Origin of the sequence: Alteromonas sp. I10 (assembly GCF_003201515.1) — a bacterium.
In the GTDB taxonomy this organism is placed as follows: Bacteria; Pseudomonadota; Gammaproteobacteria; order Enterobacterales; family Alteromonadaceae; genus Alteromonas; species Alteromonas macleodii.
The window spans coordinates 54,589-77,237 of sequence record NZ_QJJN01000013.1 but is presented as its reverse complement, the minus strand read 5'-3'; the positions used below and the strand labels follow the sequence as shown (position 1 = coordinate 77,237).

Here is a 22,649-nt window from a genome sequence, read left to right as displayed (position 1 = left end):
ACACATGAAAGTCTCGGTAATCTGCCTCCGGCAGCTTACCGAGCAAAACTGGAAAACTCTAATTTAGCACTGTCTCATTAATGGGGAAGTGGACAGGTAAGCTCTATTTGTTTTTGAGCTTGGGTTTCTGTAAACATCAAACTGTGCCATTAGAAGTTCCTGTACTCATCACCTATACAGCCGTTCTCAGCAACAAACTCGTTGTAGGCAGCTATGGCAGCTTTGTTTTCTTTTTTCCACCTTTCTTCTTCAACACTTTTCAACTTGTCTTTAAGTGCCTGTTCTAAAGTTGCAGACAGGTTAACTTTTAAGTCTCTAGCTTTTTGTAATAAGTCGCTGTTCAAGCTTAAGTTAGTCGCTTTTTTTGGGGCATGAATGTCATATAAATCTTGCATGCTATCACTCCAAACTGTTCTACATATTAACTATACGCATAGGGATGCGCATTGTAAAAAATAGATTCTTAACAAGCCCAGAATTGTTATGTAGAGATGTATACATATAGTGCCTGTCTTACTTTCTATTAAACTGCAAAGTTAACCAAGTAATCGCATTGCACTTTGTCGGCCCTGAACCCGTTGCTGATGTTGATTCTGCGCGTATTGCTCTAGGTGAATTACTTTGCCGGCGGCGTGCTTAAAGCAGGTTTCAAATTGCGTGGTTAATGTTATCCAATGTTCGTGTTCAATATTGAGACGCTCTAAAATAGGGGGGAGGTTATGTTGAACCTTGCCGCGCTTGTTTGGATGAAGATATCGGCTGGTTACATCTACAAGCTGTAAATAGTCTGGAAGGGTAAAAGGTAAACCGTGTGGCATCTCTTGTCTTGGATTGCCTGCAAGAGGCATAAGTCTTTTAGGTGTTTTGCCCAGCCTGGCTGCGTTAATACGGTATTTAATACTGGTATGGTCCGATGCCTCAGGAGTTTTGGCCATCTTTGCTCGTACTGGGTTTAAATCAACATAAGCCATACAGGCGGCAAGGGCTGACTCATCTAATAGCGCTTGTGACTTAAACCGTCCTTCCCAAAAATGACCAGTACAGTCGTCCTCTTTATTTGCGGCCCTGGCAATGTATTCATTCAGTGCACGCATAAACCAACTGATATCAAATAGCCTTTTACGCCATACTTCAGCCGTTAACTCAACCGTTTTAATTTGGGTTTCATGTAATTCTTTACGTAAATCTGGTGATAAGTAGCGCTTTGAGATTAATGTGCCTTTGTACAGTTTATGCCAACGTTGAATCACGTCTTCTGTACTTAGTGCGTCTGCTTTCTCTTTGTTTACGTGTAATACCAGGTGCGTATGATTACTCATTACCGCGTAAGCACATACATCAATGGCAAAAACCTCACTTAAAATATGAATACGGTCTTCTACCCATTGGCGACGATGCTCAAAGCTTCTACCGTTTTCCTCGCCACATAAGAAAGCACGACGAACACAGCGGGAAACACAATGGTAATAGGGCGTATCCGATAAACTAATTTGAGACTTTCGGGCTTTAGGCACTGCGACTGTCCTACTTTGATTAACTCGATTAGCAGTTTGAATAGGTATTTAGATCAAAGAAAGTGTACGAGGGTCCAGTTTGGATTTTTCTAGTTATGCCTGTCTTGTTAAGTTTTTTATTGCATACGTGATTGCGCCCCATACTTGGAAGTTAGATGCTTCATGTGCTCACAGTTTTTTTGAAAGAACAAGACTGCTTATTTCTTGAATATTAGTATAGTCTTGCGCGAGATATAAAAACTGGAGAAAGCTATGAAGAACTGGATATTTTTATCCGCGGCTATAATTTGTGAGGTAATTGCAACATCTAGTCTGAAGTCTAGTGAAGGTTTTACTAAATTAGCTCCTTCGTTACTTGTTGTTGCTGGTTATGGTGCAGCGTTTTATTTGCTTTCACTCACTCTCAAATCAATTCCTGTTGGAATAGCATATGCAATTTGGTCAGGGCTTGGAATAGTTTTAGTGACTTTAGTTGCTTGGTTAATGCATGGGCAAAAACTTGATCTTTGGGGTGCTGTTGGAATGGCGTTTATTGTAACTGGGGTTGTTGTGCTCAACTTGCTTTCAAAAGCCAGCGCGCATTAATTTGCAGCTCATCTAACAAGCCAAGTAAGCGGGACAATTACACGCAGGCTCCCGTTATTTCGTTCCGTATTATAGCCTGCGTATAATTGCTCCTTCTTGGGGTGTTAGGAGACAAGGAATGTCAGCAGGAGTCGCTCAAGCTAACAGGTTTTATGAAGAAGTCGCAGAGACTAAAGTTGTCTGGTTTGGAATATATCCAGATGAGGTGCTCCTAGAGTTTGACGTGTGCGACGATAATGTATCTTTTCCAGTATGGTCTTCCAAGTCGAGAATCGAAAGGCTTAAAAAACTAAACCCAAGTTTACTCGGTAACGTGGAAGCTAGAGGTATTAGTTGGGATCAGTTTAAAGAGTACTTCTTACCTATCTTGCCAGAAGATATAAAAGTAGTGGGAGTCAATCTTTCTGGGAAAAATCTTACAGGCATTGACATACCCGCATCACTTTTAGTTAAGCAAGTAGAGGCATTCTGGTAATGTCTCTTAACAAAAAAATATGTGGGACACGAACACGCAGGCTCTGCCTCGCAGTTTAGCCAACACGTTTGTGCCCCAAATTTGAGTGTTATATCGCGAAGAAACATCTCGACAATTTCGTCAAGCTTGAAAATTAATCAATAGACCGCATTAATGTCTCAATGTTTATTTCAAGGAAGAAGAAATGTCTCAGTCAAATAGTGTGTTTAAAGAAAAATCCGTAGTCGCAGTTCTAGCCTTATGTGTTTTTTCTTTTGGACTGTACGTTATATTTCGTCTGTGGCAATTGACTAACATACTGAATTTGAGAACGGAACATCATATCTCCAAGGCTTTTACAACAACCGCTATTTCTATTCACCTAGTCTCTCTGTTTGGTCTCATCTACTACTTTCTGTTACCCGCACCAGCAGCATTACTGATGACAGCTAAACTTCTTCATCTACTGTCGACAATTTTTCATATTGTGTGGATTATCAAAGTAAGAAATAGGTTAAACAGAATAAATAACGTTTCAAAAGGCGATGCGCTGTGGCTAGGCCCTTTCCTTAGTAGCTTCTTTCATGTCATTTACTTTCAACATAAAATAAACCAGTCTATAAGTTCTAAGGCCGCGGGAAAACTCGCGATATAACAATCACATTAAGTCGGTGGCAAGGCCCCTGGGACAGTAACGCTTATTGAGTTCATTTATACAAGGAAGAAATAATAATGCTAGTTGCTCTACTCACTGCTGTTGTTCTCTATTTCTCTATTCAACTATTGCAAAAAGACCGTGACGCTACTGATTTTGGTACTGTATTTATAATTGTATTTGTACCTGCTCTAATTCTATTTATTAGTAACGTCACAATCGGCATCATGGGTTTAAATCCCTTGTTTAGTTTTATCCCTATGGTTGTCTCCGTTGCAGTTGTATTTTTCATGTCCAATAATATATTCGAGTGGGGCAATAAAAAGTCAGCCGCTTTGTCTGCTATATACTTTGTGACGCTTATCGGCGCTCAAGTTGGGCTTACTTTCCTTGCCGCATAAAAAAATTAAGTTCGCCCTCTGCGCGAGTTGAGACAAAAACATGTGGGCTGCTCACCTCGTTCTGATTGTAGCCCACATGTCTGCGCCCCTTATTTAGAAGTTATATTCACTTAGGAAGTATCGAGTAAATGGATGGACCTGAAATCAAATTAGAACGCCCGTTGTTTTATAAATCTCCTTTTGGATTGAGATTTGAAATAGGCCCATCCGATCAAGAAATTTGGAGTGATGAAAGTAAATCCTTAAACATTAAGTATTTTAACGTAGCATTAGAAAGAGCCATGAGTATCTTCCAAGCTGCATTTCAGCCAAATGATGATATTGCCATTGCATATCAAATCTTTTCAGATGGACGAAGAAAAATAAAGAAACGCAGCTTTATTTTTAAACAGTTTCACTCACTTGAAAATGCCAATATTAATCTTTCTGATCATCGGGATATCTATTCAGATGGCTTAGACTACAAAAGTGAATGCTGGAAAAGAGTAACCATCTCGGGTATCAAAACCGCTGAAATAAACGTAAGGCAACTGTTTAAAGCTGCAATTAATACTGACTTTTCAAGCTTACAGCCTCAGCTTAATGGAGAGTGTTACCTCATAAACAGAACAAAACAACTTGTATTGAATCTTTATGATGATCGCGGCATGGATGTAGTTTCTACTAGCAAAGAGCCACTCGCGGCTCTGTACAAGAGCCACAATCATTTAATACTTGATTATGACCGAGAATCCATTGATAAGGTTTTTTCGTGAATATAACAAGTTACTTAAAAGGACCTAAAACGCTTGGATTGCTCTCCTTTGTCGCTAATTTTAGCCAAGCATTTTACGCCACTTATTTAAAATCTGTGTGTAAGGAGGCATTTTGGCTATATTCAATAAAATAGTATGGTCTCCTTTAGTGTTCGGGGTTCTTTTACTGGCGATATCTGTTTTGGATGTTTGGTTATTTGATCGCCAGAAAATCACTCCTCAGCAAATGCTAACTAACGAACTTTTAGTATTTGTCTTCGGGCTTATTTTGACAATCATAGTATTAGTATTGAGCCTGGTAATGGCATTCAAAAAACGGTGGCGTCAATCTGTCTTGGGGTTAGTAAGTGTTTTAGCGTATCTTGTCCTTTTTACAGCTTCAGCGCACAACGGGGTAGCGTTACTTTATGCAACCTAAGCAAAACATAACAAACCGCTTTAAGAGCAGCCCTATAGAGAGATGTTGTGTACAGAAGTATGAATTGAGTTTCATATGATCGATTTTAAGGTTGAGATAGGCAGGGACACTTTCGGCACTTTTGTTGAGACAGAAAATTACAATGATTTAGATGAACTGGAAGATCTACTTATTGAGCAGTTTTCTCTCATCCCTAAAGGTATTATTAGCGGCTCTGCCAATACTGGCGGGCTGTATAGATTATATTTCAACGATAGCGTAAGCGCCAAAAAACTAGACCAAATCATTAACGGCTTAAGTTCGTAGTAAAACTTACACACAACAATAAATTATGTCACCCGCACGCGGGCAGGAACACGAACGTTTGGGCGTTTCGCGACAATCGCCCACATGTCTGTGACTCTTATTCAAAAAAGTTAGAGGCTTGGATAAATCATGGATGACTTTTCGAAAAAGATAGAAAGCCGCTTTAAGGAAGAGTTTCCAGAGTGGGCTAAATATTGCTCAACTGTCTCTCCCAACGGAGAACCTTTTTTGGTAATCAAAATTCCAAGGCCCAATGATATTGGAAAGCCAGATCTGGAATTAGAAACCTGCAATGATGAAGTGACGGTCTTTTTTGGTCCATATCATATTCACTGTGACGACTTTGGTGCTAATGATGCATACGATGATGCCTTACTTTTTGTAAAGCAGATCGTTTCGGAGCAGAGTGTTATCGTAAGTTACTGGCACAAGGACTCGTGGTGTGGTTCAAACCTTGTCAAAGTTGTTGATATACCGAAGGACAACACAGAGTATCCTTACGCAGACACAATAAAAATTTATTCATGGACAGGAAAACAAGATGTTCATATCGACTGTTGTCCAAAGGCATGAATCTCCCCCTAGCAAGGCGCTTAAGTTGCAGTCCGCTGGGACGTTCGGCTGGAACGCAAACACGTGGGGCGCTTCGTTATTTTGCCCAAGCATTTGTGCCCCTTAGCGTAGTGTTATAAGCCAGGAGGTTTTAATGGACTTTAGTGACCTACCACTACACGATGGATTAGTAAAAACAATTTCAATAAATTGGTCTGGTAAGTCAGTTGAGATTTTTTTAGATTGTTTCTTAAAGCCAAACCAAAATGCTCAGCCATGTATATTAACATTTTCAGGTATTTCCTCAGTTAACGTACCAATGACTGCACCATGGGGCGAATCTAACTCTATTAATACTGCAAGGGTTCAAAAGAACATTTTTCAAATTGAATTACAAAGTGGTGACATATTGCAGCTTAAGGCAGAAACTTTTGGCTTTGACACAATTGGCTTATAACAACTCAATTAAATTGCTTACAGCGTTCGCTGAGACGTATACACGCTGGGCGGCTTTTCCATTATAGCCCGCGTAAATGCGCCCGTTATTGAAAAGTTATATTTCAAAGGAGAATATCTTTTAGCATGGAGCCAGATTATTCAAAGTACACTCAAGAAGAATTATTGGATGTTTATGAAAACATCGACCGTAAAATGTACCCCGAAAGATTTAAAGCGTTATGTAGTTACATTGAACTTGAGAAGCCCGTTGAGAAAAAGAAGGGATTATTGACCAACCCAAAAAACTAAAAGGTAGCTGGTTGGCATGTCTTATTTTTGGACTCTATTTCTTCTTACATGGCTGTTATTCAATTTATACAGGTGAATATAACGGGCTTAAGAATGTCCACCATACTTTGGAAAATGATCCCGGATGGTTTAAATTTTCAGTTGGTATACAGATAGCAATGGGTCTTTATTTGCTTTTACATTTTTACCGATTGAGATATAACAAGCCAAATCAGCAAGACAAATAACTGCGTCATTTTGCAACTAATTCTACTAAACGCAATATTTGCCCTTGAAGGGTGTTTAAACCTCACGGAAGAGACAAATGAAGTATTTATATTTTATAGCTTGTATAACAATCTTTAGTAATCCCTCATACGCCAACGAAGAGCTCTCCGAATTGCGCGCTGAGTTACTTGAAATGATGAAGCTCGATCAAGACACATTGCATGGTAAAACTCAGTTAAGCTTTGAAGAACTTAACGCAAAGCAATCTCAAAGAGTACAAGAGATAGTTGAGAAATTTGGCTGGCCAACTATAGAAATGGTAGGTAAAGATGCTTCTCAAGCAGCGTGGATTATTGTGCAACACGCAGACCACGACATCCAGTTTCAAAAAAATATGCTGTCGATGATGCGTCCTTTGGCCCTAAGCAAAGAGATTGACCCAGGTAATTACGTATACTTATATGACAGAATCCACACGCCTCAACTTTATGGAACACAAGGGAAATGTAAGGGAAGCACCTTTACACCTTTTCCAATTAAAGACATTGAGAAAATAAATACGCGAAGGGGCGAAATGGGCATGTCAACGGCGCAAGAATACTGGGGTATAGCCTCAGAACGAATGTGTGGCGCAAGTAAGCACTGATGAGTGTTAGTGCTCTTTCAGAACGCTTGAATACTAGCGCGCCTTGCGGCTTTTTCATTTTACTTCGGAGAGTGGTTTGAAATTCCCTAAAGACCGGAAAGCGAAGGCCAGCTTTGAGCCTGGTACTCTATATGCTGTAGCAGTTGATGATTTCATCTTTTATTGTCAAGTTGCTGCAAACCAGTCCTTAGGCTTCTTCAGAGTTCGCTCTTACAATATTCTTGAAATTAAGGAAATTCTTCGCTATCCAATTATGTCGAGATTCGGAATTAGCCGCCCCTCTCTAGGACGCGCTCTCAGAGATGGTTATTGGATAAAACTTGGAAAAGGTAATTTAAAGCAAGAGCTAAGCGAACCTGCTCCAACCGTTCAGTGGCCTGTTGGAGAACTAAAAGTTTCTGTCTGGCTAGATGGTAAAATAGTTAAGGAAACTTCTGCTTTTGATCCAGAGATCCAGTCCTTTGAAATGGTTAAGGCATACGATGCGATATTTCATGTCCCTGAACGACTACTTGTTGACTATACAGAAGATTCAGAAGAATTTGAGTCAGGAGGTACAGTTTGGAGGCAACGTAAATTAAAAGAATACCTTGCCAATAAATATTCAACCGCACCCCATCACCAACTCCCTGATGGGTGGGTGTATACGTAGCGGGAACTATAAAAAACTTAGTGAGCGAAACATTTACTTATTGGCTCGCTTTATCAGCACAATTAATCATAAGTTTCACTTTGATGAAATTGGTATTACATTGATCAGAAACGCTGATAGCTTTTCTTACAAATGGGAATCCTTGTAGCACTCAAAAGAATATTTAGACTGCCAAATTTTCTGTTTGAAAGAGAAATCCGGGCAGCATCTAGTATCAATATGGGTGTATGTTAGGGGTTACAATTATTTTCGATAAATGGCGAAAGAGAAACTTGGCATATTACAGTCACATAAGTTGTTTGCATGAGCTCTGGTTCAGTAACACCTGGATTCTGTAACTTCTCTCAGATTTTGTCCCACTTGTTTGCTTAAAAGTTATGTATCGCAGTAAATGGAGATAACAGTGGAAGTTAATGAAAAGCCTTACTCACTTGGAAGATTTTCTTTAGACCTTCTTTGTATTGGGGGAGGGGTTATGTTTTCTTATTGGATGCTTTCTAATTTTCAAAGTGTGGAGCAGTGGTTTGAAGGCAGGCGCTCAGATGGCTTGTCTTTCTTTGTCGGCATATTTTTGGCTCTTATAGGAACATGGGATATGACACAAGGCATATACAAAACAGTAAAGCTAAGGTTTGCCAAGTAATGATGGCTTAAAGACCTAGAGTTATAGTCTCGAAATTATAAGCTCACTTTCAAGTGCTTCAAATTAGAAAAATAAATATCAATAAAAATTAGGAGAGAAAATGCACCCAAATAGACATGCTATAGCTTTTGGAAGTCTAGTGTTTTTGGTGGTATCGATTGTATTAATTATTGCGGCATTATTTTGGGGTTGGCCAAAATATAAAGTCTATAAGAAAGAAATGGATGGTATTGCTGCACTGAAAGAAGCAGAGTGGAGCAAGCAAATTCTTATTGAAGAAGCCAAGGCTAGAGAGCAAGCAGCGTTAATGCAGGCGAAAGCCAGAGTCACATTGGCTCAAGCAGAAGGTGAGGCTAAAATTGTACAAGCTAAAGCCGAAGGACTTGCTGATATTGAGCGTGCAAAAGCCGCTGCTGAAGCTAATAGGATTATTGGCGAATCGCTTAAAGGCAATGAAGAGTACCTTCGCTACGTCTGGATTAAAGGTCTTCAAGATGGAAATGGTGAACGCATCTATATTCCAACTGAAGCTGGCCTTCCAATACTCGAAGCGGGTAAGGCAGGGAAGTAATGTCCCTCTAATGGGTTATAAGAGTAAAGAGCTATGACAAGAATTTTAATATTTGGAAACTCTGGTTCTGGAAAATCTACGCTGGCACAGCACTTATGCAAAACACAAGGTTTGGCTCATTTAGATCTAGATACATTAGCGTGGAAACCTACTAGCCCACCTGAGAGAAAGCCTATTGATGAGTCTGAAGAAGAGATAAAGGCTTTTATTTCTTCTAACGACAAATGGGTAATTGAAGGCTGCTATACAGACTTACTAAAAACTGTAGAACAGCAGTCTACTGAAATTATATTTATGAACTTATCCATTGAAACCTGCATTTCAAACGCAAAGGCGAGACCTTGGGAGCCCCATAAATACAAAACAAAGCAAGCCCAAGATGACAACTTAGCAATGCTTATTGATTGGATTGGGCAATATTCAGAAAGAAACGATACATTTTCTTATGCGGCACATAAGCAGTTTTATGATAGCTACCATGGTCATAAAAAGATGATTACGCAAAATGTCCCAACCGAGACAAGTTAGGCAAATTCGTTAATATATGAAATAGGTGAAACGGAGTTTCTAGTGACAAAAAATCTACTTCTTGCATTATCACTTCTAGTGTCAGCTACGGTATCGGCTGAAGATATTAAAATAGATCTTGAGCAGCTTGCCCAACAGTACTTCGACACAATGGTTGCTACTCAGGCCCCTGGCGCGACAAAAGTTGAGCTTGAAAATCACTTAAATTTGCTCGCGGATGATGTTGGTCATTCACATTTGCCATGGGTGATAGACGATACGCGATTACCTGACGGTAAGGAGCAAATGAGAGAGGGCATGACGTTCTATTTAGGCGCACATACAGAATATAGTGCTGAGCTGTTAGATGTTTTTACATTTAATCATTCTGCTATTGCTATCAGATATAAGAATTATGCCAAGGGCGTGCACCCGCAAAACAATCAACCTATTGAATACAGTCAAGTAATGATGGAAGTACTAGAAATAGAGAACGGTAAGATTGCTGTAATTCGAAAGTACCATGAGTAAATTTCACATTCTGATAAGTTGCGTTGGGATGAGACGTCGGTCGTTGCTTAGTTTCGCGGTAATGCGCCAGGCATTGACGCTTCTTATCGGTTTGATTTTACATGTATAATTCTTATTCAGGTACTGCTAGTATGGATTGTGTGGTGTCTAATGCCTATAACTAACATTCCCATTGCTTCTCGAAACGATTACCTGAGAGCTCAGCGATACAACAGGGAGCTTTCTAGCTAGAAAGTAGGTTATTACATTTTAAAGGAACGGTATGTTTAAGAAGCTGTTAAAAGGATTTGGAATTGCGCTTCTAATCCTTATCTGTCTATTTGTACTTATTGCTGTTTGGTCGGGCTATAAATCTTCTGAATACGAGAAAACGGCAATTCCTTACATGGATACTGCAATTGCTGACATCTCCTCTTGGGAGCTAGGTACCCTAAAGAGTTACCTCACTCCGTCTGAAGTAGAAAATATCAATGAAGATGATCTTAAAAGGCTTATAAAGGCGCTATCAAAGATGGGGGCGTTAGTAGAAATTGGCGAATATCAATTCAATACAGTTACGTCCAGAGCACTAACATCTGGTGGTTCAGGTACCTTTGTTACCTATACTGTTCCAGCCGTATATGAGAATGGCGATGCAGTGCTAACCATTACTCTAAAAGAAGAGGGGGATTCCTTTTCAGTTTATCATTTTAAACTAGACTCCCTCGCGCTGTTTGACTAACGAAGTTGTTAAAGCTAATCGTGCGTCGACGCCAAAATGAAGACACCGACAAGCATATTTTTACAGAATATTAGGCCGAGCTTTAAGGACGGAGTAAAATGACGAAGAACCGAAGAACAACCATCATCAGGTTTCTTCTGCTAGTCAGTACTATTGTTTCCTTGTTTTTCGTTCCGTGGATATTAGTTAAAGCCTGGATCCTACCTTTGCCACACACAGTACAAGAACAAGTTGATGAGGCTATTAGCCATGGCTTTGACGGCATGATTGTCTACGTGGATGAGGCGGGAAAACCTCCAGCTTTCTACACAGCGGGCTGGAAAGACAGAGATAACAAAATACCCGCTGCCCCCGACTCTTTATTTAAAATTGCCAGTATCAGTAAGTTGTACACTGCTGTGGCTATCACGAAAATGGCGCGAGAACAGCGACTATCCCTAGACGATTTACTCGTTGATCATTTACCCAAACTCAAAGACAGAATTGAGCATTCAGAAAAAATAACGCTTAAAATGATGGTGCAGCATAAGTCAGGAATCCCTAACTTTACTGATAATGCTGCCTACTGGGAAAACGAACCGGAAAACAGCAAGCGAGCGCTCGACTTTGCGCTAGATCTTCCGGCGAGTTTTGAGCCCGGTGATGGATATGAGTATTCCAACACGAACTATCTGTTGCTTCGCAATATTATGGATAAGGTTTTGGGGTACAGTCACCACGAGTATATTAAGCAAAACATTTTACTTCCGCTTGAATTGAACAACACCTATTTTTCATTAAGCGAAGTCAATATGGACGACGTGATGAGCGGCTATTACGTTGGTTACGAGGAAGATGTTAAGGCGCGCGACTACGGTATGCTAGCGACAGCAGAAGATGTGGGTAAGTTCTTACGAGCGCTAAACAACGGCGCTATTTTCAATGAAGGCGAAGCGGAACTTTACCCTTATGTGTTCGAACATGGAGGCTTGGTTATCGGTTACCAGAGCCTTGCAGAATATGACAAAGACCTCGATACCGTGGTCGTCCAATTTATCAATACCACTGACTTTGACGGTTATGAGTGGAACTTGTCTGAAACCACAATAAGCCGAATCTTTAAAATACTAAGAAAAGCAGAAAACGAGTAGGTGGTAGGCTTGGTTCAACGCTTTTTCAGTGTAGGCCAATCATTACAAGTTAGAAAATAATGGGTGGCAACAGAACGGTTTTTATTATGTGCTTAGTTTATTAATTCGCCGTTTTTACTCTATGCTTTTAGTGGTTATTTTATATCTTCAGCTGCTCGGCAAAAAAGGGGCAAAACGTGAAAAAACTCTTCTTAATGTTATCTGTGCTTATATCGGTTTTGTGTATGCTACTGGCCGCTGCGCCCTTTACTCCGGCAGTTGCGGGCTCGTTTTTAATGCTTATGTTCGCTGGAGTTTTAGGCTATAAAGGGTATTCAAAAATAAGCTTGCTTTTGCTTTGTATCAACACCTTTTCGATAGTTGTCAGCCCCAACATAAACGAGTCTAGTTTTGCCGGATTGACTGTAATATCGATTATCTTTATTTTCTCTTTCACCGGTGTAGCACTTGGTCTGCCGAAAGGTGTTCAAAGATATGATAGTTGCGTTGATTGACGTTTGAGTATTCAAATATTCAGATGTTAGAGTGGATAATTAAAGGGGTTAAAAAAACGTTGCCCCGTTTTGTTTCAACCGCTAGAGTTTAAAAACTCGCCGCCTACAAAAGCAAGGATGTTATTTATGGTCAAGTATGAACTTCCCGCCAGAATTGTATTATCGCTATTTACTGTCATTCCTCTTTTTTTCGCTTATTCCACGCTTCAAAGCAGTCAGCCATTGCTATTCATTTCAATGCTTCTTGCATCGGTGTTGTTTTTGGTAATGCAACTAAACATAAAACAGTTTTTAATGCCTAAACGCCAACCCAATGCCAAATTACTTAATATGCAAAAGGCCTTAGGAACCGCTTCGGTTGTTTTATTGATGTTAAATATTGCGTTCAAAGACATAATGTTGTTCTAGAAGAATTTACTTTTTTGCCCAGGAAAAATAAAAAAACAACGCCAAAGGAAGGCCAATGAAGAAGCATTTAGTATCGCTTTTAATCTTTTCAATCCCTTTTATTTGTCTTTCTGAAGAGTTACCCAGTGAATTTAAGAATAACTTAATTTACCTAAAACCAAAGCTCGCGGACGGAACTACCCTGACATTTTTTACTGATACTGGTGGTGGTTGGAATGCGATCTCACGAGAGCTCAGCGAAAAATATGGTTGGGAGATAAGTCAAAAAGAATCTGAAAATGGGGTTATCGATGTTACTGATATGCCTCAATTTGATCCAGAAGCGTCAATCCCCATGGCGGGATTGAATAATTGGTGGGCTGGAAAATTACAAGTAGTACCATCCGAAGAATTTAGTTCGACTACGAAAAGCGACGGAACGCTAGGCGGACGTTGGCATGCTGAAAAAGTAATTGATTTTAATTACCCTGAGAAAAAAGTAGAAGTGCTAGATGAAACTCCGACATCAACTGAGTTTTCGTCGGTTCCTTTGGGATTTCAAAAGGGCCTGGATGGTGGTTATACAATGGCTTTTCCAAGTATCGATATCTCAGTTAATGACAGACAGATTCCAATGTTATTAGATTCAGGTGCTTCGGCATGGCCATCGACAGAGGCGATGGAAAAAGGAGGGCTAGAAGGTGGTCAAGTTGCGACTTCTTTCATTGTCGCTTCAATATTCGATGAATGGGTGAAGGCTAACCCGGAATGGTTAGTGATTGAGGATGCATGTAATTTTTCTCATCAACCCATGATTCGTGTTCCTTATGTAAGAATTGGAAATAAAACCGTTGGGCCAGTTTGGTTCACAAGAAGAGCAGACAGTAGTTTCCACCAATTTATGTCTTCGATGATGGATAGGCGCATTGATGGCGCGTTAGGAGGTTCAGCGCTTCAGTACCTAAGACTCATTGTTGATTACCCCAACGAGCAAGCGTTAATTGCTGACGAAATTTAATATTAACGAGATAACACATTTAGAATGTCTAATTTAATAACCCCTATGTTTATGCACATTTTTCTTTGTGCATTGCTCTACGTATTTCTCACGCTAGCTCGCGCGCCTTCGGTATGGGGAGTAGGGAAAAACAAAGATGGTTCAAATCCGTTTGCTGATATACAGCCTAAAGTAAGTGCGAATCTGAGCAATCAATTTGAGTGGCCGTTATTTTTTCACGTTGTTTGCGCCTTGCTAATTGCCTTAGGTGAGTCAATTAGCAATTCGCAAGTCTTCCTTGCGTGGGTATTTGTTATTGGCAGGGGGCTGCATAGTCTTGTACAAATATTTACAGACAATATTAGATTACGTGGTTTGGTGTTTACTATCAACTTCGTTGCCGTTCTTGCAATGTGGTTGTTGCTTTTTATAGAACAGGTTTTAGGTTAAAGAGCGTAAAGGTTATGGAAGAAGTATTTGAACCGCTGGGCCGCTTTATACTTCGAGTAATAAAGTGGATTATCATAGACGCTTTTATGGAATTCGTTTTGAAGGGCACGGGCCATGTGGTGCTTAAATTGCTAACCTTCGGCAAGTACCCAAGAGCTGGCCGTGATGAGGGAAGGACCGTTGCTGTTGGTTTTATAAGCTTTGTGGTGGTTTTTGTCTGTCTTGCAATGATTGCTTAGTTTTGAAAAAGGATATCTGCGATGAAATTAGAAAAGTGGGCGAGAATAAGAGAAAAAGGAAAACAGCGCTTCGTTCTAGTTTACGGCGTTTTAGGCTGGGGAGTCTCGACAGGTTTATTATGGTCATTACTTATGGCGTTTATCGAGCCTTCCGAAAATGTCTGGGGGAAACTCGCCATTGCGATGATCATCTTTCCCATTGCGGGTATCGCTTTTGGCCACTTAACGTGGAACAAATCTGAAAAAGCTTTTGCAAAAGAAACGACGAAAACTGTATAGAATTGCTAGAACATGTCTTGTAATAACCAATGAAGGGAAGCCGCTGTTGTTAAGTATCAAAAAATTATTTGTTGTTTCATTAACTTTGCTTGTAGTTAGTTGTGCCAATATACCCATTGCAACAATGCTTGAGTTTCGCTCATTTGATGAGGAGAAATTTGTTTAACTCGACCCCAATCATTTACTTACGAAGATTCACTTAGACAAGCCAGCCGAAATAAAACCAGAAAGCACCTGGCTTACCTTGGGTGTTAGCTCCTCAGAGCAAGAAAGAAGTTTTAAGTATAATCTTGAGGTCATTTCAGAAAATACACTGCCAGCTGAGTCAGGATGGCTGAGTAAAACGTCAGCGCGAACTGAGTACATTTTAGGGTTAAGTACCGAAGCAATAAAAGAATTCACTGAACTTCAAGAGTTCATGGGTTCTGCATCGCCAACGGGCTTTGATCTTCACGTTAATACTGGGTTCAAAGAGGCGGCAAATGAAATGAAGAGCATCACAATGTCTATCTTTTTAAAGCTTTACGCTGATGAAGACTATTTTACGCTAATCGATAGAGCGGAATTAGATATCGAGAAAGGAAGCGAGTAACTTCTATTAGGCTGGCTTTTTACCCATAACAAAGTAAAGTAATAATCTTCAGCTCTTCAAGCTTATTTAGAGAAGTACATGGAAGTATCTAAAGCCAGTATTCAAAAAGCAGTAGCTAACAATATCATCTCCGAGCAACAGGGCATTGCTCTGTACAATTTCTTTCAAGAAGAAAATCAGCATACTCCCTCTTTTACCTTCACCCATATTCTGTACTACTTAGGTGGTCTTATTGCAATTGGCGCCATGACTCTATTTATGAATTTAGGCTGGGAGCAATTTGGTGGTGCCGGCATCGTATTTATCTCTATGCTTTATGCTGGCGTGGGCTTAAAGCTTGCCAATTCCTTTGCGCGTAAGCATTTAATAATACCAGCAGGGATCTGTGCCACGTTCGTAGTTTGTTTAACGCCAATTGCTATCTACGGAGCTCAGCAATGGTTAGGGCTATGGCCCGACGACAATACGGTTTTTCGCCAGTTTCACCACCGCATTAAATGGCTATGGTTATATATGGAACTTGGAACGCTAGTAACTGGACTTGTCGTAGCATGGCGATATAAATACCCGTTCTTAATAATGCCGATTGCGGTAACGCTCTGGTATATCAGTATGGACGCTGTGATGCTCATTATTGACCATGAGGACTTATGGAACAGCTACACGTGGCAATTCCGAGCACTTGTGTCGATGTACTTTGGCGCGTTGATGACGCTATTGGCGTTCTGGGTGGACATCAGAGCACGAAACACAGCAGATTACGCGTTTTGGCTTTATCTTTTCGGCGTTTTAGCGTTTTGGGGCGGCCTTACCAGCCAAGATTCAGACAGCGAACTGTCTAAGTTTATCTATTTTTGTATAAACCTTGCCATGATTGGCGCTGGTGCTCTGTTGGTTCGACGTGTATTTGTCATATTTGGTGCTTTGGGATGCTGTTTATATTTAGGTCATCTTGCTTCTACCGTTTTTGAAGATAGTTGGCTTTTTCCTGTAGCGCTATCAGCGATCGGTTTAGGCGTCGTATATTCGGGAATTTGGTGGCAAAAGAATGAGGCTCGCATAACAAAGAGTGCGCAAGCGATACTGCCGAAAGCGCTACAGGAACTATTAGCTAATAAAGCTTAGTTCACCTAGGCAGTAAATAAACCAGTAACTAACTCAATAGAGATAACAATTAACAAAAGATAACGCTTACGCAGTAGTAAGGGGAAAGAGGTAAATGGAGATGTCGGAAAATAACGTAGAATTTAAGGAGCCTAATCGCCTCACTACGTGGATAAAGTATTTATTGTGTCGTTATGGAAACCTTATCAAGCGATGAAAGAGATTTGGCAAGCCAGCCAAAACCCTAACAATTGGCAGTTAGAAAAAGCAGGCCCTATTTTAGGCATATGGTGATTTTTCTGGATCGCCAACAGTGTGGTTGGACAGGTCGTTTTTCGTATGTCCAGAAGGGCACAAGAAATCTCCGAAATAATGAATGTTAATCTGGTTTCGCAGGTTTCTGAGGTCCTGTCCATTCCAGTAGCCATAGTTACTTGGTTATTGATTAACAACATCTCTAACATGCAAAAAGCACAGCTTGAAGGTGACGTGGAAAAAGCAGAAACTGCAGAAGATTCAGATTTACAACCCGCAAAATAGTAGTATCCATTTCGCTTGTTGCTCTGCCACAAAGGTAGAGCAACTGTCTTTATAAGACTAAAGTCTTACTCTATATGTAAACATTAAGTAAAAATTAAGTTGCGCGACAGTATCGTTATACTTAAGTATAACAAAAGGTCAGGATGACGCTGGCTCACGTACACATCTTCGTTTCTATACCTTTGATTTAATACAATAATGGGAGCCATACCCCCCAGTAATAAAGCGGCATAGAAACGCGCACAATACATATAGGGGAAAAATGTATGTCAACTTCAGGAACGGGGGCGCTTGCTTTCTTACGCAAAGAAAACATTGTCGCACCAGTTGGTTATAACCGCTGGCGGGTTCCGCCTGCATCAATCGCAATCCACCTTTGTATCGGGTCTGTTTATGCGTGGTCAGTTTTCAACACGCCGCTAACTCGAGACTTAGGCGTTGTTGCGTCTTCTGCTAACGATTGGAGTTTATCTTCGGTTGTTTGGATCTTCTCAGTGGCTATTGTTTGCCTTGGTTTAGCTGCCGCATTTGCGGGTAAATGGCTAGAGAAAGTAGGGCCTCGTTTTGTAGGCGTGGTTGCGGCTTTCTTGTGGGGCGGTGGTTTTATTGTTGGTTCGATAGGTATCTCCACCCATCAACTTTGGCTGCTGTACTTGGGCTACGGCGTACTCGGCGGCTTCGGGCTTGGGCTCGGTTACGTATCACCAGTCTCAACACTTATACGGTGGTTTCCCGATCGACGAGGTATGGCAACAGGTCTCGCAATCATGGGTTTTGGTGGAGGTGCAATGATAGGCGCTCCGCTTATTAGTGCACTGCTTGAAACCTTTCAAAGAGCGCCAGAATACTTAGGTGCAGAAAACATGGTTGCGCTGGTTACCGAAGAAGGGCGTCGTTTTGCAGAGACGGCAGCAGGAAAAGTAGAAGTGGTTATTGCCTCTGCAAATCAAGCGGCCTCGTTCGGTGGCGAAGCCGGTGTTTATGTCGTTGGTACGGGCGAAACTGGTGCGGCATCGACTTTCCTTACCCTTGGTATCGCTTATTTTATTGTAATGATGTTTGCGTCTTTCCAGTATCGCGTACCGAAAGAGGGGTGGAAACCAGAAGGTTGGCAGCCTAAACCTGAAGCATCATCGAAAGGAATGGTATCGAAAAATCACGTCCATATTGATCAAGCCCTTAAAACACCTCAATTTTGGTTGCTTTGGATAGTATTATGTTTCAATGTCACCGCGGGTATTGGCGTTATTGGCGTAGCCAAGACCATGATCAATGAGATCTTTGGAAACTTAGCTATTGTTACCGCAGGTTTTGCGGGTACCTATGTATTGATGATCTCGGTGTTTAACATGGTAGGGCGTTTCTTCTGGGCGTCTACGTCTGACTACATTGGCAGAAAGAATACCTACCACTGCTTTTTCGTAATAGGTACGCTGCTTTACTTGTCTATTCCATTTTGGGCTGGATTGGGGAACACCACGGCGTTAATTGGGTTCTACATTGCAACAATGATAATTTTCACAATGTATGGCGGTGGCTTTGCAACCATTCCTGCATACTTGGCAGATTTGTTTGGTACCTTACATGTAGGCGGCATTCACGGCCGATTGCTAACAGCATGGTCTACTGCCGGCGTATTAGGGCCATTCGCTATTACTTATTTGCGCAATATGTCAGTAGAAAATGCAATTGCCGATTTAGCGGAAAAAGTCGACCCTGCCGCGTTTGCAAGTAAGTTTGGTGCGCCAATGGCTGACTTGCAAAAATTGGTAGAAGCTAAAACGGTAACGGTTGCACGTTTGCTGGAAATTGCGCCAGCCGGAACGGTAGACCCAACCTCTACGCTCTACAATACCACTATGTATGCAATGGCTGGGTTATTGGTATTGGCATTTATTGCTAACTTACTTGTAAAACCTGTGCGAGAGAAGCATCACGTAGAGAATACGCACCCCGAACTGGAGCCCGCGCGAGCAAGCTAATTTACCAATCGAGAATACCCGCTTTATAGCGGGTATTTTTTTGCAAAGGTGTTTTAAAATACTCTTTATTGATTAAGTTGAAACGTTCTGGCTTACTAGTGCGCTATTTTCTCATGAGTTGTCAGCTATGTTATTTAAGAAGAATCCTCTTGCCTCCATTGTTGTTTTCCTATGCTGTGCGTTTAGCCTCAATGTTATTGCAAATGCGCCCTATGAATTAATGGGGGTGACAACACAAACGGGGGAGAAAACGTCATATCTTGCTAAAGAAAGCAACATAACCTTGCCAGTGACGGTTATTAACGGAAAAAGTGACGGTCCTGTATTGTTGCTTACCGCTGGTATTCATGGCGATGAGTTTCCATCTATGTATGCGTTGCAGCAACTACAGCAAAGCATTGATCCTAAAGAGATGAGCGGTGTGTTGGTTGTGTTGCACTTGGCAAACTTAGATGGGTTTCACGCAAATAGAATCGCGTTGAACCCTAAAGATGAGAAAAACCTAAATCGGGAATTCCCAGGGAGCGTTGATGGCACACCAACAGAACAGATTGCGGAGCTGCTAACCAGCGAGTTTATCGGCAAAACAGATTTTTTGATCGACATGCATTCTGGTAGCGCAAACCAAACGTTGCTGAATCATGTGTATTCTCCTTTTGTGGGCGACGAAGAACTTGATGCGTTAACATTTGAATTTGCCAAAGCCACGGGCATGCAGCATATCGTTATGTATGGCGACCGCCCAAGAGATCCCAACAATTCAATTTCATACCCTAACACAGCGATGACGAGAGGAAAGCCGGGACTGACGACTGAAATTGGGCATTTGGCACAGACAGATGAAGAATCGGTAGCAGAAGCGCTAGATGTGGCTAAAAACGCCATGTATTTTTTGAAAATGCTGCCAGAGACGCCAAAGCAGCACCCCGAGCCAGTTATCTATGAAACAATCAAATATCCTAAGAGCTCAAAAAACGGATTCTTCAAAGCTTCTGTGGTGATAGGCGATAAAGTAAAGGCAGGGCAGGATGTAGGTGCGGTCACGGACTATTTTGGAAATCTCGTTGAAACCATTAAATCGCCGGTTGATGGCACGGTTATGATGGTTAATCAAATGCCAGCTATCAAAGACGGACAGTCTGTTATGGCTATTGGTGTTGAAGTTTCTGAATAACTAAGCTGGTAACGTAGTTACAGTGGTGATCTAATTAACCTACTCAAACAAATAAATGTTAAAGTTATTTCACGAAATTGTGATTAGGGAATGATATGGACTTTCTTTTTAATGTTTTGATTTGGGTGGGCGTTGTTATTTTTGCCATATTTTTTATTGGATTTATGGCCGCTGCTAAGCTGAATAAACGCCAAGAAGAAAACCGCGCCAATCAGACGTCTGCAGAGCCTACTCGTGAAGGCGAAAAGCCGAGTAACCAAAATAAAAGTTAACCTTTCGTTCATTGTAAAACGTCAACGTTAAATAAAAACGTTCACATTTATTCACCCCTTTATATCAGTTCCCCCGTTTAGTGAAAAAGGGGGAACATTATGCAAACAACAATTTTACCAAACGCTAACCCAAAGCACTTAACACACCAAAGTGTACTACCGTTTGAAAAAGCGCCTTTCGCTAAACGTGCTTTAAACGCGGCCACAATTGCTATAGCTGGATGTACCGTTACGGCAGGGCTTTTCGTATTAATGGCAGAGCTCATTAAGCAAGACAAAGTAAACATAAGCGAAGCCCCACCGGTGTTCTTTGAGCCGATCATTTACCAACCTGAAGACGAACGGACCATCACTAAAAAACCAATGGTGCCAATTGAGCAGGTAATTAAAACGCCACCTCAAAAAGTTATCGAGATTGACCCTGAGCCCAATGAAGGCCCAGGAGGCTTTGAGATAAAAACGCACATACCTAATACTGCGTTAGATTTGTCGATTAACTTGAATAGTGCGCAAGGTGATATGCAAGCCACACCCCAATTTAGGGTAGACCCCACTTATCCACCTGAGGCCAGTCGCGACGGAATTGAAGGCTGGGTAAAGCTAGGGTTTACGATAAGTGCTAGTGGCTCAGTGTCTGATATTACAGTACTAGATTCAGAGCCCAAGCGCGTGTTCGATAGAGCTGCGCGCAGAGCGCTTAAAAAATGGAAGTACAAACCCAAGCTGAATGGCGGTAAACCTGTTAGTCAATCAGGTATGGTTGTAGTATTAGATTTCAAACTAGAACAATAAGGACTGCCTATGAGTATAGGCGCAAGCTTGCAAAGCCTGTTTCAAGGTAAGCGTGAAAAAGCGCTGGGAGTCAGCGAAAGGCTAATGCTGCGGTACAGCGCAAAAGGTGATGAAGCATCGTTAGCCGCGCTGTTTGACTTACACAGCCATAAGCTATTTTATTTTTTGAAGGTGTTAAGTGATAGCACTGTTGCAGAAGATATGTGTCAGCGCACTTGGATTAAGGTTATCGAAAATCGTCACTTATTTAAAAGTGGCGATAATTTTCAGGCTTGGCTTTTCACTATTGGTAGGCGGACGCTTATTGATGAATTCAGAAAAAACGCCAAGCTTGAATTTAACAACGAGGCAGTTGAGTCGTTTTCGTTAAGCGAGTTACTTAAAAATGCACAGTCTTCGGTAGAGGACGATGTAGCAAAAGGGATAGAAAAAGACGTGTTTAAGGCATGTATTCAGCAGTTACCCTACAAGCAGAAAGAGGCGCTTTCGCTACAGTTTGAAGGTTTTTCGTTAGCGGAAATCGCCACTATTTGCGGCGCTGAAAAAGAAACGATTAAAACCCGGATACGTTATGCCAAAGACAGCCTTAAAACCATGCTGGAGAAACTGTAATCATGTCTACATCAGATAAAGAGCTACAAGGTGCGTTCAAACGCAGCCAGCAGGTACAAAAGCAAAATGATGGAATGAGTGAAAAGGCTAATGCTCGAATTCGTGAAAGGGTTCTCGCGTACAACAAGGCAATAGAAAGTGATAGTGGAATAAAACGCGTATTTGCTGCTACGGCTGCTAATATTCGAGCGTACTTCGCTTCTTCAACCTTACGTTTTACGGCTGTGGCATTTGCTATTGTCGCAATGTTGGGCGTTTACAATATCGGTACATTCCAACGTAATAGTTCGTCGCCTTTTCAAACGGCAGCACACCGTGTAGACATTGTTCAATATCACGGATTCGAAGGGGAAGATAAGCTGCTAGCTGGTAAAGCCGGAACTGATTATAAAGCGCGATTTAATGCCTATACTCAACAATATATTGAAAGCAATTTAGTCGCTAGAGCGGTTACGTTAGAGCCAGCCACGGTTACAGCGCAAAATGGGTATTGGCTCTTGGTGAGCTGCAAAAATCAGCAAGTTGTGGTTTCTGAAAACCTTATCGCATCATTAAATATTAACGGTCGCATTGAAGGGGATATCAATATTGGCACGCATGTGGCGCTCGCCTTTGATGCGCAAGGAAGAATACTTTCAGTTAAACAGTCGAGTAAGCCGTTGATGTGCTGATTTATAGGGCGTTTAGCTGGATGCGTTCGTAAACGAGGTAAGGGCGGTGAAACTGGCTCGAGCCTCGAT

The 22,649-nt window shown here is 41.2% G+C and carries 35 protein-coding genes; 33 read left to right on the top strand and 2 right to left on the bottom strand.

The genetic code is table 11. The features are described 5' to 3' along the window. Window positions 1-149: 149 nt before the first annotated feature. Together BZA03_RS19755 and BZA03_RS19750 are read right to left on the bottom strand one after the other, a co-directional pair. Complete coding sequence (locus BZA03_RS19755) at window positions 150-395, bottom strand: type II toxin-antitoxin system CcdA family antitoxin (protein ID WP_039220515.1); 246 nt, start codon at window positions 393-395, stop codon at window positions 150-152. 141 nt (window positions 396-536) lie between these two features. Further along, window positions 537-1,514, bottom strand: coding sequence for a transposase (locus BZA03_RS19750; protein WP_039227224.1), 978 nt, complete (start codon window positions 1,512-1,514; stop codon window positions 537-539). A gap of 252 nt (window positions 1,515-1,766) precedes the next feature. Between BZA03_RS19750 and BZA03_RS19745 the strand changes: the two genes are divergently transcribed. The 33 genes from BZA03_RS19745 to BZA03_RS19595 all read left to right on the top strand — a co-directional run bounded on the left by BZA03_RS19745 (window position 1,767) and on the right by BZA03_RS19595 (window position 22,580). Beyond that, window positions 1,767-2,099, top strand: coding sequence for a Qac family quaternary ammonium compound efflux SMR transporter (locus BZA03_RS19745; RefSeq protein ID WP_039227222.1), 333 nt, complete (start codon window positions 1,767-1,769; stop codon window positions 2,097-2,099). A gap of 118 nt (window positions 2,100-2,217) precedes the next feature. After that, a complete protein-coding gene (locus BZA03_RS19740) occupies window positions 2,218-2,574 on the top strand; it encodes a DUF2750 domain-containing protein (RefSeq protein WP_110289656.1) in 357 nt (118 codons plus the stop codon). Window positions 2,575-3,285: 711 nt separating this feature from the next. Then, entirely contained in the window at window positions 3,286-3,609 is a 324-nt protein-coding gene (locus tag BZA03_RS19730; protein WP_014976497.1) for a hypothetical protein, read from the top strand. A 128-nt stretch (window positions 3,610-3,737) separates the two neighbouring features. Beyond that, window positions 3,738-4,364, top strand: a complete 627-nt coding sequence (locus tag BZA03_RS19725) for a DUF3885 domain-containing protein (protein WP_110289655.1) — start codon at window positions 3,738-3,740, stop codon at window positions 4,362-4,364. Window positions 4,365-4,476: 112 nt separating this feature from the next. Then, entirely contained in the window at window positions 4,477-4,782 is a 306-nt protein-coding gene (locus tag BZA03_RS19720; RefSeq protein WP_110289654.1) for a hypothetical protein, read from the top strand. A 75-nt stretch (window positions 4,783-4,857) separates the two neighbouring features. Next, window positions 4,858-5,088, top strand: a complete 231-nt coding sequence (locus tag BZA03_RS19715; protein WP_110289653.1) for a hypothetical protein — start codon at window positions 4,858-4,860, stop codon at window positions 5,086-5,088. A 129-nt stretch (window positions 5,089-5,217) separates the two neighbouring features. Further along, window positions 5,218-5,661, top strand: a complete 444-nt coding sequence (locus tag BZA03_RS19710) for a hypothetical protein (protein WP_110289652.1) — start codon at window positions 5,218-5,220, stop codon at window positions 5,659-5,661. A gap of 133 nt (window positions 5,662-5,794) precedes the next feature. Beyond that, window positions 5,795-6,097, top strand: a complete 303-nt coding sequence (locus BZA03_RS19705; RefSeq protein WP_075176538.1) for a hypothetical protein — start codon at window positions 5,795-5,797, stop codon at window positions 6,095-6,097. Window positions 6,098-6,222: 125 nt separating this feature from the next. Continuing rightward, window positions 6,223-6,387, top strand: coding sequence for a hypothetical protein (locus BZA03_RS20460; protein WP_181417316.1), 165 nt, complete (start codon window positions 6,223-6,225; stop codon window positions 6,385-6,387). A gap of 304 nt (window positions 6,388-6,691) precedes the next feature. Continuing rightward, window positions 6,692-7,240 (top strand): DUF6624 domain-containing protein, encoded by a 549-nt coding sequence (locus tag BZA03_RS19700; RefSeq protein WP_110289651.1) that lies wholly within the window; start codon window positions 6,692-6,694, stop codon window positions 7,238-7,240. A 76-nt stretch (window positions 7,241-7,316) separates the two neighbouring features. Beyond that, the gene (locus BZA03_RS19695) at window positions 7,317-7,892 is read left to right on the top strand and encodes a hypothetical protein (RefSeq protein ID WP_110289650.1); all 576 of its coding nucleotides are present in this window, start codon (window positions 7,317-7,319) and stop codon (window positions 7,890-7,892) included. A 403-nt stretch (window positions 7,893-8,295) separates the two neighbouring features. Further along, window positions 8,296-8,535 (top strand): hypothetical protein, encoded by a 240-nt coding sequence (locus tag BZA03_RS19690; protein ID WP_110289649.1) that lies wholly within the window; start codon window positions 8,296-8,298, stop codon window positions 8,533-8,535. 100 nt (window positions 8,536-8,635) lie between these two features. After that, window positions 8,636-9,106 (top strand): hypothetical protein, encoded by a 471-nt coding sequence (locus BZA03_RS19685; RefSeq protein ID WP_014998279.1) that lies wholly within the window; start codon window positions 8,636-8,638, stop codon window positions 9,104-9,106. 33 nt (window positions 9,107-9,139) lie between these two features. Continuing rightward, window positions 9,140-9,634, top strand: coding sequence for an AAA family ATPase (locus BZA03_RS19680; RefSeq protein ID WP_110289648.1), 495 nt, complete (start codon window positions 9,140-9,142; stop codon window positions 9,632-9,634). 42 nt (window positions 9,635-9,676) lie between these two features. Further along, a complete protein-coding gene (locus BZA03_RS19675) occupies window positions 9,677-10,144 on the top strand; it encodes a nuclear transport factor 2 family protein (RefSeq protein WP_110289647.1) in 468 nt (155 codons plus the stop codon). 262 nt (window positions 10,145-10,406) lie between these two features. Continuing rightward, a complete protein-coding gene (locus tag BZA03_RS19670; protein ID WP_110289646.1) occupies window positions 10,407-10,865 on the top strand; it encodes a hypothetical protein in 459 nt (152 codons plus the stop codon). A 98-nt stretch (window positions 10,866-10,963) separates the two neighbouring features. Further along, window positions 10,964-11,995 (top strand): serine hydrolase, encoded by a 1,032-nt coding sequence (locus BZA03_RS19665; RefSeq protein ID WP_110289645.1) that lies wholly within the window; start codon window positions 10,964-10,966, stop codon window positions 11,993-11,995. A gap of 176 nt (window positions 11,996-12,171) precedes the next feature. Beyond that, a complete protein-coding gene (locus BZA03_RS20455; protein WP_181417315.1) occupies window positions 12,172-12,489 on the top strand; it encodes a DUF6419 family natural product biosynthesis protein in 318 nt (105 codons plus the stop codon). A gap of 126 nt (window positions 12,490-12,615) precedes the next feature. Further along, complete coding sequence (locus tag BZA03_RS19655; protein WP_110289644.1) at window positions 12,616-12,897, top strand: hypothetical protein; 282 nt, start codon at window positions 12,616-12,618, stop codon at window positions 12,895-12,897. A gap of 55 nt (window positions 12,898-12,952) precedes the next feature. Beyond that, the gene (locus BZA03_RS19650) at window positions 12,953-13,894 is read left to right on the top strand and encodes a hypothetical protein (protein ID WP_110289643.1); all 942 of its coding nucleotides are present in this window, start codon (window positions 12,953-12,955) and stop codon (window positions 13,892-13,894) included. A 24-nt stretch (window positions 13,895-13,918) separates the two neighbouring features. Beyond that, window positions 13,919-14,323, top strand: a complete 405-nt coding sequence (locus BZA03_RS19645; RefSeq protein WP_110289642.1) for an MAPEG family protein — start codon at window positions 13,919-13,921, stop codon at window positions 14,321-14,323. A 14-nt stretch (window positions 14,324-14,337) separates the two neighbouring features. After that, a complete protein-coding gene (locus tag BZA03_RS19640) occupies window positions 14,338-14,562 on the top strand; it encodes a hypothetical protein (RefSeq protein WP_110289641.1) in 225 nt (74 codons plus the stop codon). Window positions 14,563-14,583: 21 nt separating this feature from the next. Next, window positions 14,584-14,841, top strand: coding sequence for a hypothetical protein (locus BZA03_RS19635; RefSeq protein ID WP_014998290.1), 258 nt, complete (start codon window positions 14,584-14,586; stop codon window positions 14,839-14,841). 244 nt (window positions 14,842-15,085) lie between these two features. After that, window positions 15,086-15,433: a hypothetical protein gene (locus tag BZA03_RS20645; protein ID WP_258364678.1), complete on the top strand. Its 348-nt coding sequence runs from the start codon at window positions 15,086-15,088 to the stop codon at window positions 15,431-15,433. 78 nt (window positions 15,434-15,511) lie between these two features. Further along, on the top strand, window positions 15,512-16,558 hold the full coding sequence (locus BZA03_RS19625) for a hypothetical protein (protein WP_014976511.1): 1,047 nt from the start codon (window positions 15,512-15,514) through the stop codon (window positions 16,556-16,558). A gap of 165 nt (window positions 16,559-16,723) precedes the next feature. After that, the gene (locus BZA03_RS20640) at window positions 16,724-16,831 is read left to right on the top strand and encodes a DUF4328 domain-containing protein (RefSeq protein WP_249922609.1); all 108 of its coding nucleotides are present in this window, start codon (window positions 16,724-16,726) and stop codon (window positions 16,829-16,831) included. Window positions 16,832-16,840: 9 nt separating this feature from the next. Next, on the top strand, window positions 16,841-17,077 hold the full coding sequence (locus BZA03_RS20635; RefSeq protein WP_375342590.1) for a hypothetical protein: 237 nt from the start codon (window positions 16,841-16,843) through the stop codon (window positions 17,075-17,077). Window positions 17,078-17,343: 266 nt separating this feature from the next. Next, a complete protein-coding gene (locus BZA03_RS19615) occupies window positions 17,344-19,059 on the top strand; it encodes an OFA family MFS transporter (protein ID WP_110289640.1) in 1,716 nt (571 codons plus the stop codon). Window positions 19,060-19,186: 127 nt separating this feature from the next. Continuing rightward, window positions 19,187-20,233, top strand: coding sequence for a succinylglutamate desuccinylase/aspartoacylase family protein (locus BZA03_RS19610; protein WP_258364676.1), 1,047 nt, complete (start codon window positions 19,187-19,189; stop codon window positions 20,231-20,233). Between the two features lie 95 nt (window positions 20,234-20,328). Further along, on the top strand, window positions 20,329-20,505 hold the full coding sequence (locus tag BZA03_RS20450; RefSeq protein ID WP_014979255.1) for a hypothetical protein: 177 nt from the start codon (window positions 20,329-20,331) through the stop codon (window positions 20,503-20,505). A gap of 99 nt (window positions 20,506-20,604) precedes the next feature. Further along, window positions 20,605-21,297 (top strand): energy transducer TonB, encoded by a 693-nt coding sequence (locus BZA03_RS19605; protein WP_014949416.1) that lies wholly within the window; start codon window positions 20,605-20,607, stop codon window positions 21,295-21,297. 9 nt (window positions 21,298-21,306) lie between these two features. Continuing rightward, a complete protein-coding gene (locus tag BZA03_RS19600; protein WP_110289639.1) occupies window positions 21,307-21,909 on the top strand; it encodes an RNA polymerase sigma factor in 603 nt (200 codons plus the stop codon). A gap of 2 nt (window positions 21,910-21,911) precedes the next feature. Further along, window positions 21,912-22,580, top strand: coding sequence for a hypothetical protein (locus tag BZA03_RS19595; protein ID WP_110289638.1), 669 nt, complete (start codon window positions 21,912-21,914; stop codon window positions 22,578-22,580). The last annotated feature ends 69 nt before the right edge of the window (window positions 22,581-22,649 follow it).